14 protein-coding genes, 1 tRNA gene and 1 pseudogene are annotated in these 13,449 nt (G+C 66.1%); 12 read left to right on the top strand and 4 right to left on the bottom strand.

Going from position 1 to position 13,449, the window contains the following annotated elements:
• Positions 1-829, top strand: an 829-nt coding sequence (locus Mlute_RS10745) for a metal-dependent hydrolase family protein (protein WP_147371070.1), incomplete at its 5' end; no start/stop codon positions are given.
• Here Mlute_RS10745 and Mlute_RS10740 read toward each other — a convergent pair.
• Both Mlute_RS10740 and thrB read right to left on the bottom strand, forming a co-directional pair.
• A complete protein-coding gene (locus Mlute_RS10740) occupies positions 826-1,569 on the bottom strand; it encodes a DUF4388 domain-containing protein (protein ID WP_119360645.1) in 744 nt (247 codons plus the stop codon). The genes Mlute_RS10745 and Mlute_RS10740 overlap by 4 nt on opposite strands.
• Before the next feature lie 43 nt (positions 1,570-1,612).
• Complete coding sequence (thrB, locus tag Mlute_RS10735; RefSeq protein WP_182482542.1) at positions 1,613-2,563, bottom strand: homoserine kinase; 951 nt, start codon at positions 2,561-2,563, stop codon at positions 1,613-1,615.
• Positions 2,564-2,641: 78 nt separating this feature from the next.
• On the opposite strand from thrB, the gene Mlute_RS10730 reads away from it, so the two are divergent.
• Together Mlute_RS10730 and Mlute_RS10725 are read left to right on the top strand one after the other, a co-directional pair.
• Positions 2,642-2,718: transfer RNA gene (locus tag Mlute_RS10730), tRNA-Pro, on the top strand.
• Between the two features lie 92 nt (positions 2,719-2,810).
• Entirely contained in the window at positions 2,811-3,185 is a 375-nt protein-coding gene (locus tag Mlute_RS10725; RefSeq protein ID WP_119360643.1) for a hypothetical protein, read from the top strand.
• 6 nt (positions 3,186-3,191) lie between these two features.
• Here the strand turns inward: Mlute_RS10725 and Mlute_RS10720 are convergent, their stop codons facing one another.
• On the bottom strand, positions 3,192-4,346 hold the full coding sequence (locus tag Mlute_RS10720) for a class I SAM-dependent rRNA methyltransferase (protein ID WP_119360642.1): 1,155 nt from the start codon (positions 4,344-4,346) through the stop codon (positions 3,192-3,194).
• 152 nt (positions 4,347-4,498) lie between these two features.
• Here Mlute_RS10720 and Mlute_RS10715 point away from each other — a divergent pair, with 152 nt between their 5' ends.
• From Mlute_RS10715 to Mlute_RS10675, 9 genes are all read left to right on the top strand, one after another.
• Positions 4,499-4,813: a V-type ATPase subunit subunit G family protein gene (locus tag Mlute_RS10715; protein WP_119360646.1), complete on the top strand. Its 315-nt coding sequence runs from the start codon at positions 4,499-4,501 to the stop codon at positions 4,811-4,813.
• Positions 4,814-4,821: 8 nt separating this feature from the next.
• Positions 4,822-6,810, top strand: a complete 1,989-nt coding sequence (locus tag Mlute_RS10710; RefSeq protein ID WP_119360641.1) for a V-type ATP synthase subunit I — start codon at positions 4,822-4,824, stop codon at positions 6,808-6,810.
• Between the two features lie 63 nt (positions 6,811-6,873).
• Positions 6,874-7,170 carry a F0F1 ATP synthase subunit C gene (locus tag Mlute_RS10705; protein ID WP_119360640.1) on the top strand — a complete coding sequence of 99 codons (297 nt, stop codon included), beginning with the start codon at positions 6,874-6,876 and terminating at the stop codon, positions 7,168-7,170.
• Positions 7,171-7,231: 61 nt separating this feature from the next.
• Positions 7,232-7,798 (top strand): V-type ATP synthase subunit E, encoded by a 567-nt coding sequence (locus tag Mlute_RS10700; protein WP_119360639.1) that lies wholly within the window; start codon positions 7,232-7,234, stop codon positions 7,796-7,798.
• A 3-nt stretch (positions 7,799-7,801) separates the two neighbouring features.
• A complete protein-coding gene (locus Mlute_RS10695; RefSeq protein ID WP_119360638.1) occupies positions 7,802-8,779 on the top strand; it encodes a V-type ATPase subunit in 978 nt (325 codons plus the stop codon).
• Positions 8,780-8,795: 16 nt separating this feature from the next.
• Positions 8,796-9,116 carry a V-type ATP synthase subunit F gene (locus tag Mlute_RS10690; protein ID WP_119360637.1) on the top strand — a complete coding sequence of 107 codons (321 nt, stop codon included), beginning with the start codon at positions 8,796-8,798 and terminating at the stop codon, positions 9,114-9,116.
• Positions 9,117-9,194: 78 nt separating this feature from the next.
• Positions 9,195-10,931, top strand: coding sequence for a V-type ATP synthase subunit A (locus Mlute_RS10685; protein WP_119360636.1), 1,737 nt, complete (start codon positions 9,195-9,197; stop codon positions 10,929-10,931).
• A 21-nt stretch (positions 10,932-10,952) separates the two neighbouring features.
• Positions 10,953-12,353, top strand: coding sequence for a V-type ATP synthase subunit B (locus tag Mlute_RS10680; protein WP_119360635.1), 1,401 nt, complete (start codon positions 10,953-10,955; stop codon positions 12,351-12,353).
• Between the two features lie 30 nt (positions 12,354-12,383).
• A complete protein-coding gene (locus tag Mlute_RS10675; protein WP_119360634.1) occupies positions 12,384-13,049 on the top strand; it encodes a V-type ATP synthase subunit D in 666 nt (221 codons plus the stop codon).
• Positions 13,050-13,219: 170 nt separating this feature from the next.
• On the opposite strand, the pseudogene Mlute_RS10670 reads toward Mlute_RS10675, so the two are convergent.
• Positions 13,220-13,449 (bottom strand): annotated as a pseudogene (locus Mlute_RS10670) (IS4-like element ISTth2 family transposase); the annotation flags it as partial.

Raw genomic sequence — 13,449 nt, 5'->3', positions numbered from 1 at the left:
GAGCCAGACGGGGGGGCATGGCGACGTTCGGGCCGCTGGAGAGGTGGCCTTGGAAACGGTAAGCCGCCCGGTGGCCTTTAGCAGGGTGGTGGATGGGGTGGCGGAGGTGCGCCGGGCGGTCCGGGAGGAGGTGCGGCGGGGGGCCGACCAGATTAAGCTCATGCTGGGGGGCGGCATCGCCTCGCCCACCGATAGGCTGACCAACGACCAGTTTTCCTCAGAGGAGATAAGGGCCGCGGTGGAAGAGGCCCAGATGGCCGACCTATACGTGATGGCCCACGCCTACACAGCGCGGGCGGTTAACCGGGCGATTGCCCTGGGGGTGCGGAGCGTGGAGCACTGCAACCTGATTGACGAGCGTAGCCTGGAGCTCTTCCTCCAGCACGGGGCTTGGATGGTGCCTACCCTGGTGACCTACCAGGCCCTGGCCCAGGAAGGAGTGGAGGGGGGGCTGCCCAGGGAGGTGGCCCACAAGGTGGAGCTGGTGCTGGACCAGGGGCTCGGGGCCCTCGAGCGGGCCTACCGGGCGGGGGTCAACCTGGCCTACGGCACCGATCTATTGGGGGCCATGCACCGCCACCAGTCCTGGGAGTTTGCGCTACGGGCCCAGGTGCAGCCCAACCTCGAGGTCATCCGTTCGGCCACCTTGTACGCGGCCCGGCTGCTTAGGGCCGAGGGCAGGCTGGGGGAGGTGGTGCCGGGAGCCTACGCCGACCTCATCGCCCTGGAGGGAAACCCCCTAGAGGACATCCGTGTTCTTGCCGAGCCGGAAAGGCACCTCAGGCTGGTCATGAAGGAGGGGCGGGTTTTTCACCAGGCCCCGGCCTAGGGGGTTTGCTCCGCCTCGAGCTCCCACAGGAGGTCGCGCAGCAGCCAGCCCCTGCCTGGGGGCTCGAGCTCGCCGCTCAGGATTCGCTCAATCAGGTACTCGCGCACCTGGGCGATGGACAGGCCGCTTTGGATGAGCTCTCCTAGGTTGCGGCTCCCGTCCAGCAGCACGGTGAGGTCCTGGGGGTTGCGGATGCCCGCCTGGGTGCGCCAGGCCGAAGGGTGGCGGATGCGCAGGGCGAACCAGGCGTACTTGCGCAGCTTGGTCAGGTCGCCCTCCCGTAGACCCCGCCAGGCCCGTTCGGCGGCGATAATCAGGGGCACCCCCCAGCGCTTGGCTGCGGCCCGCACACTCCTACCCCCCACGAAGACCGCGAAGGGTTCTACGGCTCGAGGGGTCTCCAGCACCCGGCTGGGGGAGTCCAGCACGCTGCGAAAGCGGGCCCACTGGTCGTTTAGGCGGGCCCACTCGCCGATGAAGAGCTTGAAGGGCATGAGGGGGGTCCCCCGTAGGTGGCCCGCCTTGAATCGGAAGCGCCCCTCCGGGGGGTGAAGGGGAAAGGTCGCGATGGCCTCCAGGCCTTCCCAGTCTAGAATGCCCCCTCCCACCACCTCACCCTCCACGAACCCCAGCCTGAGGGGAAGCCTGCCGGAGGTCACCTCCAAGACCCCGGTGGCGCGGTTGGCGTGAATCATCGCAACCACATCGCTGAGCGGGATGGTGCTGAAGCTTCCTTCCAACCCTCCTCCTCTTTTGTTCGCCGGTGCCAACCCGGCCTGCTCCTTAGGCCTCCCGGGGCCTTTGGGGCGTGCCGCCCCCCGCCACCAAAGAGGGGTCCTCCGCTCCGTGGACCAACCCTTCCCCCAACCCCAGGACCAGAATGGTGCCCTTACCCACGTAGGCCTGCATAGCCTGGCGGATGTCCCCAGCCCGTTCAGGCTGGGCCAGGGCGGCTAGGGTAGGACCCGCCCCGCCCACAAAAGCGGCCAGGGCCCCGGCCGCGTACACCGATTCCAGGGCGCCTTCCAGGCCGGGCATCAGGTGGGCCCGGTAAGGCTGGTGCAGGCGGTCCTTGGCCGCCTCGCGCAGGGCCTCGTAGCGGCCGGAGTAGAGCGCCGCGGGCCAGAGGGCGCTGCGGGCCAGGTTGAATACCGCATCCGCGCGGGGCACCGTTTCAGGCAGGGCGGCCCGGGCCTCAGGGGTCGGCACCTCGTAGGCCGGGACCCCCAGCACGAAGAGCAGCCCCCGGGGTGGGGGCAGGGGCAGGGCCAGCGGAGGCTCGGCCAGGGCAGCCACGAAGCCCCCGTAGACCGCAGGGGCCACGTTGTCGGGGTGGCCCTCCAGGGCTGCGGTGACCCGGAAGACCCCGTCGCGGCCCAGCTTGTGCCCGGAGATGGCGTCGGCCAGGGCAGCCCCGGCCACCAGAGCGGCCGAGCTGCTGCCCATGCCCCGGGCCAGAGGAATGGGGTTGTGGGCCCAGATGGCGATGGGAGGAGGGTGGGCCTCCCCCAGGGCCTCCCAGGCCGCCCGGTAGCCCTGGTGGATGAGGTTGTCGGGGGTGTTGGGCACCTCCCCTTGGCCGCTGTAGTGGAACTGGTCGGTGGAGGCCAGCCTGCCGCGCACCTCAAGGTAGAGGTCAAGCGCTACCCCCAGGGCGTCAAAACCAGAGCCTAGGTTGGCCAGGGTGGCGGGCACCCGTGCGTAGAAGGTCGCATCGGTGGGATGCTTAGCCATCGCTGGGCCCATCATACCCCCTAAACCGCTCTGGCTGCCTAGACAAAGTCCCCTTCCCCTCATATACTTTGCTGGTGGCGAGGAGTAGCGCAGCCTGGTAGCGCACCTGCTTCGGGAGCAGGGGGTCGCTGGTTCAAATCCAGTCTCCTCGACCAACTGGCCCCGCTCTTGGGGCTTTTTTACTTGTCTCACGCTACTCAAATGGAGCCGAGCGAAACTCGGGAAGGTCAGGCGATTTTGGGCGGTCATGAGGCGCTGGCTCTTTTTGTGGGGGTTCCTGCTGACCGTGGGGGTGGCCCTGGGTCAGACCGAGCCGTACCGCCTGCGGGTGCTCTCCTGGAGCTGCAAAACTTTCTCCAAGGGGGTGTTGGTGCAGGGGGTGGTCAGAAATGTCGGTTCACGCCCTCTGGCCGACCTTCGGGTCAACCTTCGGGTGGTGGGGCCTGGGCTGCGGATGGCCACCGGCTCGGCTCCGCTGGCCGACCGCAGCCTTGTGCCGGGGGAGAGCGCCCGTTTTGAGCTGCGGATGCGCACCACCTTTGAGGGACCCCACCGCTGCGAGCTGTGGTTCCGCAACCCCCGGGTGGCCCGGATCGCTACGCTGGTGCCCAACCCCAGGTGAGGGGCGCTAGAGGGCCTCTAGAATGGCGAATTTCAGGTAGTGGGTCTCCGGCACGTTGAGCAGCACCGGGTGGTCCCAGCCCTGACCCCGTCTCTCCACCACCCGTACGCTGCGGTGGGCGTCGGCAGCGGCTTCGGCGAGCATCTGGTAAAAAAGCGGCTCGGTGAGGTGGTGGCTGCAGGAGGCGGTGGCTAGAATGCCCCCTGGGGCCAGGAGTTTGAGGGCCCGCAGGTTAATCTCCTTGTAGGCGGCGTAGGCCCGCTCGAGGTCGCGCCTGCTCTTGGCGAAGGCCGGGGGGTCAAGGACCACCAGGTCGTACCGGGCCCCCCGCCGTTCCTCTGCCCGCAGGAACTCAAAGGCGTTGGCCTCGAGGGTGATCAGGTTGCCCAGCCCGTTGACCCGGGCGTTTTCCTCGGCCCTGCAAAGGGCCGAGGGGGAGCTGTCCACGGCGACGACCTGTTCAAAGCCCCGGGCCAGGTGCAAAGCAAAGGAGCCGTGGTAGCTAAAGACGTCCAGAGCGGTCTTTCCCCCAAAGGCCTCTAGGCGGATGCGGTTGTCCCGCTGGTCAATGAAGGCCCCGGTTTTCTGGCCCTCCTTGAGGTTAGCGCGGTATAGGACGGAGCCCTCCCGTACCGTCACCGCATCGGGCACCCGGCCCCAGAGGGGCCGCACCTCCAGGGGGAGGCCCTCGAGGCTGCGGGGCTTGTGGTTGTTCTTGGCCAGCAGGCTCTCCATGGCCACCTCGTCCTGGAGGACCTCCACGAACCTCTGGGTAAGCGGCTCTAGAGCTGCCGAACCCACCTGGACGACCCCGTGGCCCGCATAGTAGTCGAGCACCAGGCCGGGCAGCAGGTCGCCTTCGGCGTGCACCAGCCGGAAGGCCCCTTCAGGCTCGGCCATGAGGGCTGCCTTGCGCCGTGCCAGGGCCTGGCGGAGGTTGGCCAGCAGGGCCTCCAGGGGGGAGTCGGCCTCCTCAAAGGCGAAGACCCGCACGCTAATCTCGGAAAGGGGGTTGTAGAGCGCCAGGCCCAGGCTCCCCCTGGGTCCTTGGACCGGGTACAGCCCAGGGGTTTGGGGTCCTTCCAGCACATCGCTTTTGTATACCCAGGGGTGTCGGGCTAGAATTCGGGCGGCCCCCCGGGCGGATACGCGAACCTTCATCGGGCGAGTCTATCAGCCTAGGGCTCTGTAGGGAAGTTCTATTGTATGCTGTTTCGCGTTGACATGAATCCTGAGAAATCGCTATGATTCTTAGGGTTCGCTTTGAGCAAGTTTTCACTTGCTCGGCTTTTCGCTGCGTGAAAGGAGGGGAAGTGGCTGGTTCAGGACTCATCAAGAGCTTGGCGGAGCGGGAGCGGGCCTTGGCCCAGCAGCTCGAGGAGGCCCGGCAGGCCGCCGAGGCCCGGGTTCGGGAGGCCCAGGCCAAGGCTGCGGAGATGCTGGAGGAGGCCCAGCGAGCCGCGCAGGCCATGGAGGCGGAGTACCGCGCCCGCACCGCCGAGGCTGTGGCCCGCATAGAGCGGGAGGCCAAGGCCAAGGCCGAGGCCGAGGCGGCAGCCATAGCCGAGTCGGCCCGGGCTAAGGTGGCCGAGGCGGTGCAGGTCGTGCTGCGGGAGGTCTTGCCTTGATCGCCCCCATGGAAAAGCTGGTTGTGGCCGGTCCCAAGCGCCTGGCTCGAGCCCTGCTGGCCGAGCTGCAGAAGGCCGGGGTGGTGCACATAGACCCCCTGCGGCCGGACGAGCTGGGGGAATACCGCCTATCGCCGACGGAGGAGGCGGAGCTCAGGCGCTGGGAGGCGCTGGTCACCCAGGCTGAGCAGTCCCTCGGGGTGGCCGGGCTGCCGGTGGGGCCGGGCAAGCAGGCCTTTGGCGGTTCCCTAGAGGAGGCCGAGGCCATCTTGAAGCCGGTGGCCGAGCGGGCTTTGGTGCTGGGCAAGGAGCGGGCGCTTTTGGAGGAGGAGCTCCAGACCATTGAGCTTTTTGGCAAAGCGGCGGAGCGGCTGGCAGAGATGGTCCAGGGGCTTGATCAAAGCCGCTGGCTGGCGGTGCTGCCGTTCCTGGTGGCCAAGCTCGAGGAGCTGGAGCCGGTGCGCGCGGCTTTGCAGCAGGGCCTTTCGGATCGGTTTGTGCTCGAGGCCGAGCCCTTGGACAACCAGGTGCTGGCGGTCTTGGTGGTGCGGCGGGAGGAGCTCGAGGCCGCCCGGTCGGCCCTCTCGCGGCTAGGCTTGGCCGAGCTGCGCTTCCCTGGGGTCTACGGAGGCCTGCCCTTGGCCCAGGCCGCGGCCCGTATGAGGGAGCGGGCCAAGCTGGCCCCAGAGGAGCTTTTGGGCATCCGGGAGGAGGTGGGGCGGCTGGCCCGGGAGTACCGCGAGGCCCTGGTGGCCATCTGGACACGGGCCAAGGACGAGGTGGCCCGCTACAAAGCGGCCTCCGACCTGGCCGCAGGCCAGTACGGCATAGCCCTGATGGGCTGGGTGCCCCAGAAGGCCAAGGGTCGGGTGGAGGAGGCCTTGGCCCGGCTGCGCGGCCAGATTGTCTACGCCTTTGAGCCCGTGGACGAGCACCACGAGGGGCACCAGGTTCCTGTAACCCTAGAGAACCCCGCTTGGGCCAAGCCCTTTGAGCTCCTGCACGGCTTTCTCAACACCCCCCGCTACGGCAGCTATGACCCCACCTTGATGATTGCAGCCTTCTTTCCCTTCTTCTTCGGGATGGTGGTGGGCGATATCGGGATTGCCTTGCTGTTTGGCCTCCTGGCCTACTGGCTGGGTTCGCTGGCCAAGGCCCGCAAGAACCTGGTCATTGGCTTTCTGGGGGCCAACTTTAGCCCCGAGGTGGTGGGCAGCCTTTCCAAGGTGCTGTGGTGGATGACCGGTTGGGCAGTGGTCTGGGGTTTTATTTACGGGGAGGCCTTTGGTACCTTCCTGGAGAAGCTCAAAATTCTGCCGGGAGGCGGCACCATCTTCTACGACCCCAACCACGGGGGGCAGGGCCTCATCCCCATGACCATCAACCGGCTGGACTTTGAGCAGACCGCCACCTTCCTGATGCTGGCCAGCATTGCCTTTGGGGTCTTCCAGGTGCTGTACGCCTTTGTTATCCGTATGCAGCAGGGCCTCAAGCACGGCCACATGAGCCATTTCTGGGAGGGGTTGGGGTATTTTGCCGGCTGCATCGCGCTCATCGCCTTCGCCTACAACTACCTCACCCAGGCCAACAGCAGCTTCCTGACGGTTCTCCTGGTGGTGGGGATACTGGTCTTCCTGGTGAGCGCCATCCTGGCGCGGATGCCCCTGATGATCGCCGAGCTACCCTCTAAGGGCGGGCAGATTCTGAGCTACATCCGTATCTACGCGGTGGGGGTGGCCGGGGCCCTGCTGGCCAGCCTGGCCAACCAGGTGGGCTTTAGCATGGCCGAGCGGATGGGTTTTCTGGGCGGTGTCCTGGGGTTTGTGGTGGGCCTCATCATCCTCTTGGCGGTGGTCATCATCACCACCTTGGGCCACGTCCTGCAGCCCATCCGTTTGCTTTGGATTGAGTTCGGCACCAACTTTGGGTTTTACGATGAGAGTGGGCGCCCCTACCGGCCCTTCCGGTCGGTGAGGGCCGAAGAGAGCGTGGGGTAAAGCGCGTTTCTCAACGCGCTACCAATGCTTGAGCAACCAGGTTTTGTGTAAAGGAGAACGAACATGAAGATCGCTAAAGCGGCTAAGTTGGTTTCGGTTTTCGTCTTCGCCCTTTTGGTGGCGGTGGCCTACGCCGCCGAAGGTGACGCCGCCACGGGGGCCAACTACGCGGCCATCGGCAAGGGCCTGGCCATTGGCCTGGGTATTTTGGGCACCGGCGTGGCCCAGTCGGCCATCGGTGCAGCGGCCTTGGGGGCGGTGGTGGAGGATCGCCGCAACTTCGGTACGGCCCTCCTGTTCTTCCTGCTGCCCGAGACGCTGGCCATCTTTGGTCTGGCCTTCTCCTTCCTTATCAACTAAGGCGGAAGCCGGGGGCGGATGGCTTTTTCGTCGTCCGCCCTTATCACAAGGGTAGGGTTCCATGTCAAAACTGGAAGACATACTGCAAAACGAGGTGGCGGCGGAGATAGAGGCCATTGCTGCCCAGGCCGAGGCCAAGGTCAAGGCCATCTTGGAGACTGCAGCAGCCCAGGCCGAGGCCTTGAAGGCTGCCCGGCAGCGGGTCCTCGAAGCCGAGCACGCGGCAGCTTTGCGGCGTGCGGAGAGCGCGGCGGAGCTCCAGCTCAACCAGGCCCGCATCGCCGCTCGAGGTAGGGTGGTGGAGGAAGTGCGGGCCCAGGCCCTCAAGGCTTTGGGCGAGCTGGCCCAGCAGCCCCAGTTCGCCGATACCCTGAAGAAGCTGGCCGAGGAGGCCCTAAGCAGCGTGGGCCAGGCCGAGGCCCTGGTGGTGAACCCGGCCCACGCCGATTTGCTGGCGGAGTGGGCTAGGAGTAAGGGCCTCGAGCTCAGGACCGACCCCGGCCTCAAGGACGGGGTTCGCCTGGTGGCCAAGGGAGGCAAGGCCTACGTGCAAAACACCCTTTCCGAGCGGCTCGAGCGGGCTTGGGATGCGCTTTCGGCCAAAGCGGCCAAGGCCATCTGGGGGTAGGGGATGTCGCGGGGCGGCTTCGCTTACCTAAACGCACGCCTGCGCGCCCGGCGGAGCCAGATGGTTCCCGAGTCCTTCTTCCAGCAGGCAGTCAGCCAGTCCTTCCCTGACTTCGTGCGCTCCTTGGCCGACACCGTCTATGGGCCGGACATGGTGGGGGAGGGCTTGGCCGACGTGGACCGGGCGGTGGCCAACCACCTGCGCCGCACGGTGGGCGACCTGCCGGGGCTGGTGACCGGCCCTATGCGGGAGGCGGTCAACCTGCTGCTCTTGCAGGCCGACCTGACCAACCTGAAGACCATCCTGCGGGGTAAGGCGGCCGGGCTTTCACCGGAGGAGATAAAGGGCAAGCTCCTGGGGGGCACCCTCCCGGAGGCCCTGGTCAACGCCATGCTGCAGGCCCCAGACGCAGCCAGCGTGGCCCAGCTTTTGCAGCTACCGACCCATCCTCTGGCCAAAGCGCTGAGGAATGCCGCGGCAGGCAACCCCGACCCTTTGGCCTTGGAGGTGGCCTTGGACCGGGATTTCTACGCCTACTCCCTGGAGAAGGCCCGGCGGCTGCGCGAGCCGGTGCTGGCTTCCTACTTTGCCCTCCAGGTGGACGCCATCAACCTGGCCACGGCCTTCAAGCTTCAGGCCCTGGGGGTTCTGCCCAGCGAAACTTACTTCGTTCCAGGGGGCAGCCATGTGACCCCGGTGCTCTTCAACCGGGTGGCCACCGGCGATTTTGGGGCCATGGAGGCCCTAAGCGGTACCCCGCTGGCTGGGGTGGTAGGGGTCCGCAGCCTGGGCGACCTCGAGCGGGCCCTGCGCCAAATCCTGCTCCACAAGGCTGCCCAAGGGGGGAAGGATACCCTGGGGGCTGGGTTGGCGCTGGACTACATCCGCCGCAAGGAGTGGGAGGCCAGTCGCATCCGCCTTCTGGCCCGCCGGGCCTACTTCAACCTGCCGGTGGAGGCGGTGGCCAAGGAGGTAACATGATGCCTGAGGAGGTCGCATGAAGATCGGGGTGTTGACCGATGCCGAGACGGCCTCGGGCTTTCGCATGGCGGGCCTCGAGGCCCTGGTGGCCTCCCCTGAGGAGGCGGCTGGGAAGCTGGCCCAGATGGTCCAGTCCAACCGCTACGCCCTTATCGCGGTGGACGAGCGGTTGCTCAAGGACCCCAACAAGGCCGTTGAGCGGGTGATGCGGGGGCGCAATGCCCCGGTACTCCTCTCGTTGCCCAACCTGCTGGACACCTTTGGCGGCGGGGGCGACGCCAAGGCCTACATGCGGCGGTTGGTACGGGAAACCATTGGGTTTGACATAAAGCTGTGACCCGGGCCGCGCCCGGGCGATGGCGGGCGAGCACGCGCTTTGGACGTGGCCCAGATGCCCACATAAGGAGGAACAGCCGTGGGAACCATCAAGAAGATTGCGGGGCCGGCGGTAATCGCCGAGAACCTGCAAGGCGCTAAGATGTACGACATCGTGCGCGTGGGGCACGAGAAGCTGGTGGGAGAGATTATCCGCCTGGACGGCAATACCTGCTTCATCCAGGTCTATGAGGACACCAACGGGCTTAAGGTGGGCGAACCGGTGGTGACCACCGGCCTGCCCTTGGCCCTGGAGCTGGGGCCGGGGCTTTTGAACGGCATCTTTGACGGAATTTTGCGCCCCTTAGACAAGATTCAGGCCATCTCGGGCATCTTCATCAGCCGCGGGATTGAGGTTTCCTCCCTGGACCGCACCCGGAAGTGGGACTTCACCCCCGCGAAGAAGGTAGGGGATGAGGTCAAGGGGGGGGATATCCTGGGCACGGTGCCCGAGTACGGCTTCACCCACAAGATTCTGGTGCCTCCCGACAAGAGCGGGCGCATCAAGAGCATCGTGGGTCCGGGCCAGTACACCATTGACGACACCATCGCCGAGCTCGAGGATGGCACCAAGCTGCGCCTGGCCCACTACTGGCCGGTGCGCAAGCCCCGGCCCTTCCAGAAGAAGCTCGACCCCAACGAGCCCTTCCTTACCGGGATGCGTATCTTGGATGTACTCTTCCCCCTAGCAGCAGGGGGCACAGCGGCCATTCCCGGCCCCTTTGGCTCGGGCAAGACCGTGACCCAGCAGTCCATCGCCAAGTACGGCGACGCCAACATCGTGGTCTACGTGGGCTGCGGTGAGCGCGGCAACGAGATGACCGACGTGCTGGTGGAGTTCCCCGAGCTAGAAGACCCCCAGACTGGACGTCCCCTGATGGAGCGCACCATTCTGGTGGCCAACACCTCCAACATGCCCGTTGCGGCCCGTGAGGCCAGCCTCTACACCGGCATCACCCTGGCCGAGTACTTCCGCGACCAGGGCTACAAGGTCTCCTTGATGGCCGACTCCACCAGCCGCTGGGCCGAGGCCCTGCGTGAAATCGCCTCGCGCCTGGAGGAGATGCCGGCCGAGGAGGGCTACCCGCCCTACCTGGCCTCGCGTCTGTCCAGCTTCTACGAAAGGGCTGGCAAGGTGATTACCCTGGCCGGCGAGCAGGGGGCGGTCTCGGTGATTGGGGCGGTCTCCCCGGCGGGCGGCGACTTCTCCGAGCCGGTGACCCAGTCCACCCTGCGCATCACCGGGGGTTTCTGGGCCCTGGACGCCCAGCTGGCCCGCGCCCGGCACTTTCCTGCCATCAACTGGGCCCGCTCGTACTCCTTGTTCCTGAACATCCTGGAGCCCTGGTACCGCGAGCACGTGGCCCCCGACTACCCTGAGGTGCGGGCCCAGATCATCTCCATTCTGCAGCGCGAGGCCGAGCTGCAGCAGGTGGTGCAACTAGTAGGCCCAGACGCCCTACAGGACACCGAGCGCTTGGCCCTGGAGATTGGCCGTATCGCCCGGGAGGACTTCCTGCAGCAAAACGGCTTTGACCCCGTGGACGCGAGCTGCTCAATGGCCAAGGCCTACGGGATTATGCAGATGATCCTTGCGGCCTACAAGCAGGGCGAGCTGGCCCTTTCCAAGGGGGCTACCATCGCCGACTTCCTGAGCGACCCGGTAATTGAGAAGATTGGGCGCGCCCGCTACGTGCCGGAAGAGGAGTTCCCGGCCTACAAGGCAGAGTTTGACGAGATGATCAAGACCGCCTTCCTGGGCGCCGTGAAGGCGTGAGGAAGCGCCAGGAGGTAAGCGATGCTCAAAAAGGAGTACAACGCCGTAACCTACATCTCTGGGCCGCTTTTGTTCCTCGAGGGGGCGGCCGACCTGGCCTACGGCGCCATCGTGAATATTGACGACGGTACAGGCCGCATCCGCGGGGGCCAGGTCATTGAGGTTTCCGACCAGTACACCGTGCTGCAGGTTTTCGAGGAGACCAGCGGGCTGAACCTCGAGCGCACCACCGTTTCGCTGGTGGAGGATGTGGCTCGGCTGGGGGTTTCCAAGGAGATGGTGGGCCGCATCTTCAACGGCGCGGGGCGTCCCATTGACGGCCTGCCTCCGGTGGTGGCCGACAAGCGCCTGCCCATCAACGGGACGCCCATCAACCCGGTGGCCCGCGAGAAGCCCGAGGAGTTCATTCAGACCGGGATTAGCGCGATTGACGTGAACATGACCCTGGTCCGCGGCCAGAAGCTGCCCATCTTCTCGGCCTCGGGCCTGCCCCACAACGAGCTCGCGGCCCAGATTGCCCGCCAGGCCAAGGTGCTGGGCGAAGCGGAGGGCTTCGCGGTGGTGTTTGCCGCGATGGGCATCACCCAGCGCGAGGTGAGCTACTTCATGCAGGAGTTTGAGCGGACCGGGGCCCTTTCCCGCTCGGTGCTCTTCCTCAACAAGGCCGACGACCCCACCGTGGAGCGCCTCTTGACCCCCCGCATGGCCCTCACTGCCGCCGAGTACCTGGCCTTTGAGCACGACTACCACGTCTTGGTCATCCTGACCGACATGACCAACTACTGCGAGGCCCTGCGCGAGATCGGTGGGGCCCGGGAAGAGATTCCGGGGCGGCGCGGCTACCCTGGCTACATGTACACCGACCTGGCCTCAATCTACGAGCGCGCCGGGGTGGTGCACGGCAAAAAGGGTTCGGTGACCCAGATTCCCATCCTCTCCATGCCCGGGGACGACATCACCCACCCTATTCCCGACCTCACCGGCTACATCACCGAGGGGCAGATTTTCATCTCCCGTGAGCTGGCCCAGCAGGGCATCTTCCCGCCCATCAACGTTCAGCCTTCCCTCTCGCGCCTCATGAACAACGGCATCGGCAAGGGCAAGACCCGCGCCGACCACAAGGAGCTGGCCGACCAGCTCTTCAGCGCCTACGCCCGCGGGGTCAACCTGCGCCGGTTGGTGGCCATCACTGGGGAGGACGCGCTGACCGAGATGGACAAGAAGTACCTGCGCTTCGCCGAGAACTTTGAGAAGAAGTTCATTAACCAGGGCCAGAAGGAGCGCTCCATTGAGGAGAGCCTGAACATAGGCTGGGCCCTGCTCGCCGACTTCCCGCCTTCCGAGCTCAAGCGCATTCGCCGCGAGTACATTGAGCAGTACCACCAGAAGACGGGCAAGCTGGAGGAGCTGGTCGGCGCGTAGGGCAGGGCCCGGACCCACCAGGAGGTGCTTGTGGCTGAACCCGTTTCGCCGACCCGCTCCACCCTGCTGGCCAAGCGCGACCAGAAGCGCCTGGCCTTGCAGGGGGTAGAGCTCCTCAAGAACAAGCGCGACGCCCTCATTGGGGAGTTCTTCGCCCTGGTGCAGGACTCCCTCAAGGCCCGGGAGGCCTTGAACGCCGCGGCCAAGGAGGCCTACTTCAGCCTGCTCATTGCCAAGGCCTTTGACACCCCGGAGGCAGTGGAGTCCCTCACTGCGGCGCCCCTCGAGGTGGACATCCAGGTTGACAGTCTCTACGGGGTCAAGGTGCCCCGCATCCAGGCACCGGAAGGGGGAGGGGAGCTTCCCTTCAGCCCCATCGGCGTGGGGGCCAAAACGCTGGAGGCAGCCGCCGCGTTCCGCGAGCTGGCCCGGGCCATCGTCGCGGTGGCCAACACCGAGAACCGCCTGCGCCGGATTGGGGAGGAGATCAAAAAGACCAACCGCCGGGTAAACGCTCTAGAGCAGATCTCCATCCCCGAGATCAACGAGCAGATTAAGTTCATCACCGACACCCTGGACCAGCGGGCCCTGGAGGAGGTGACCACCCTCAAGCGCATCAAGGCGGCGATTCTGCGCCGTGAGGCGGAGGAAACGGGGGAAGTTTCGGCCCATATTGAAAAGGGCGCAGGGCTGTAGGGAGCTCGCCAGCGGCCCCGCCCTTGGGCGGGGCCGTTTGCTTTGGGCCTGGGGCCAGCCCTTTAGGGGGGCGAGGCGGCAGCGCCTAGAGCCCCTGGGCCTCAGCCTTGCGGGCCGACCCCACGGGGTTTTGGAAGGGGGCTGCTGGGGGGACAGGAGCTGACCTCTCATCACTTTTCCCACCCCTGTACCCGTTGCCGCAGAAGACCTGTGAGCGTCCGCACCGCCACACTCCGCAGGGAGGGGGGCCCCTGGGCCAGAAGGAGGCGGGCTAGTCGGAAAAGGCTCTGCCGCTCCGGATGCGCCACCACCTTCGGCCACCACTCCCTGCCCCGCAAGGCGGCCCCCAACAGAACCAAGAGCACCATCCCTAGGAACAAAAGCCAAAGCCATCCCCTAA

The organism is Meiothermus luteus (assembly GCF_003574085.1).
In the GTDB taxonomy this organism is placed as follows: Bacteria; Deinococcota; Deinococci; order Deinococcales; family Thermaceae; genus Meiothermus; species Meiothermus luteus.
This window is presented reverse-complemented; position numbering and strand designations above follow the sequence as displayed.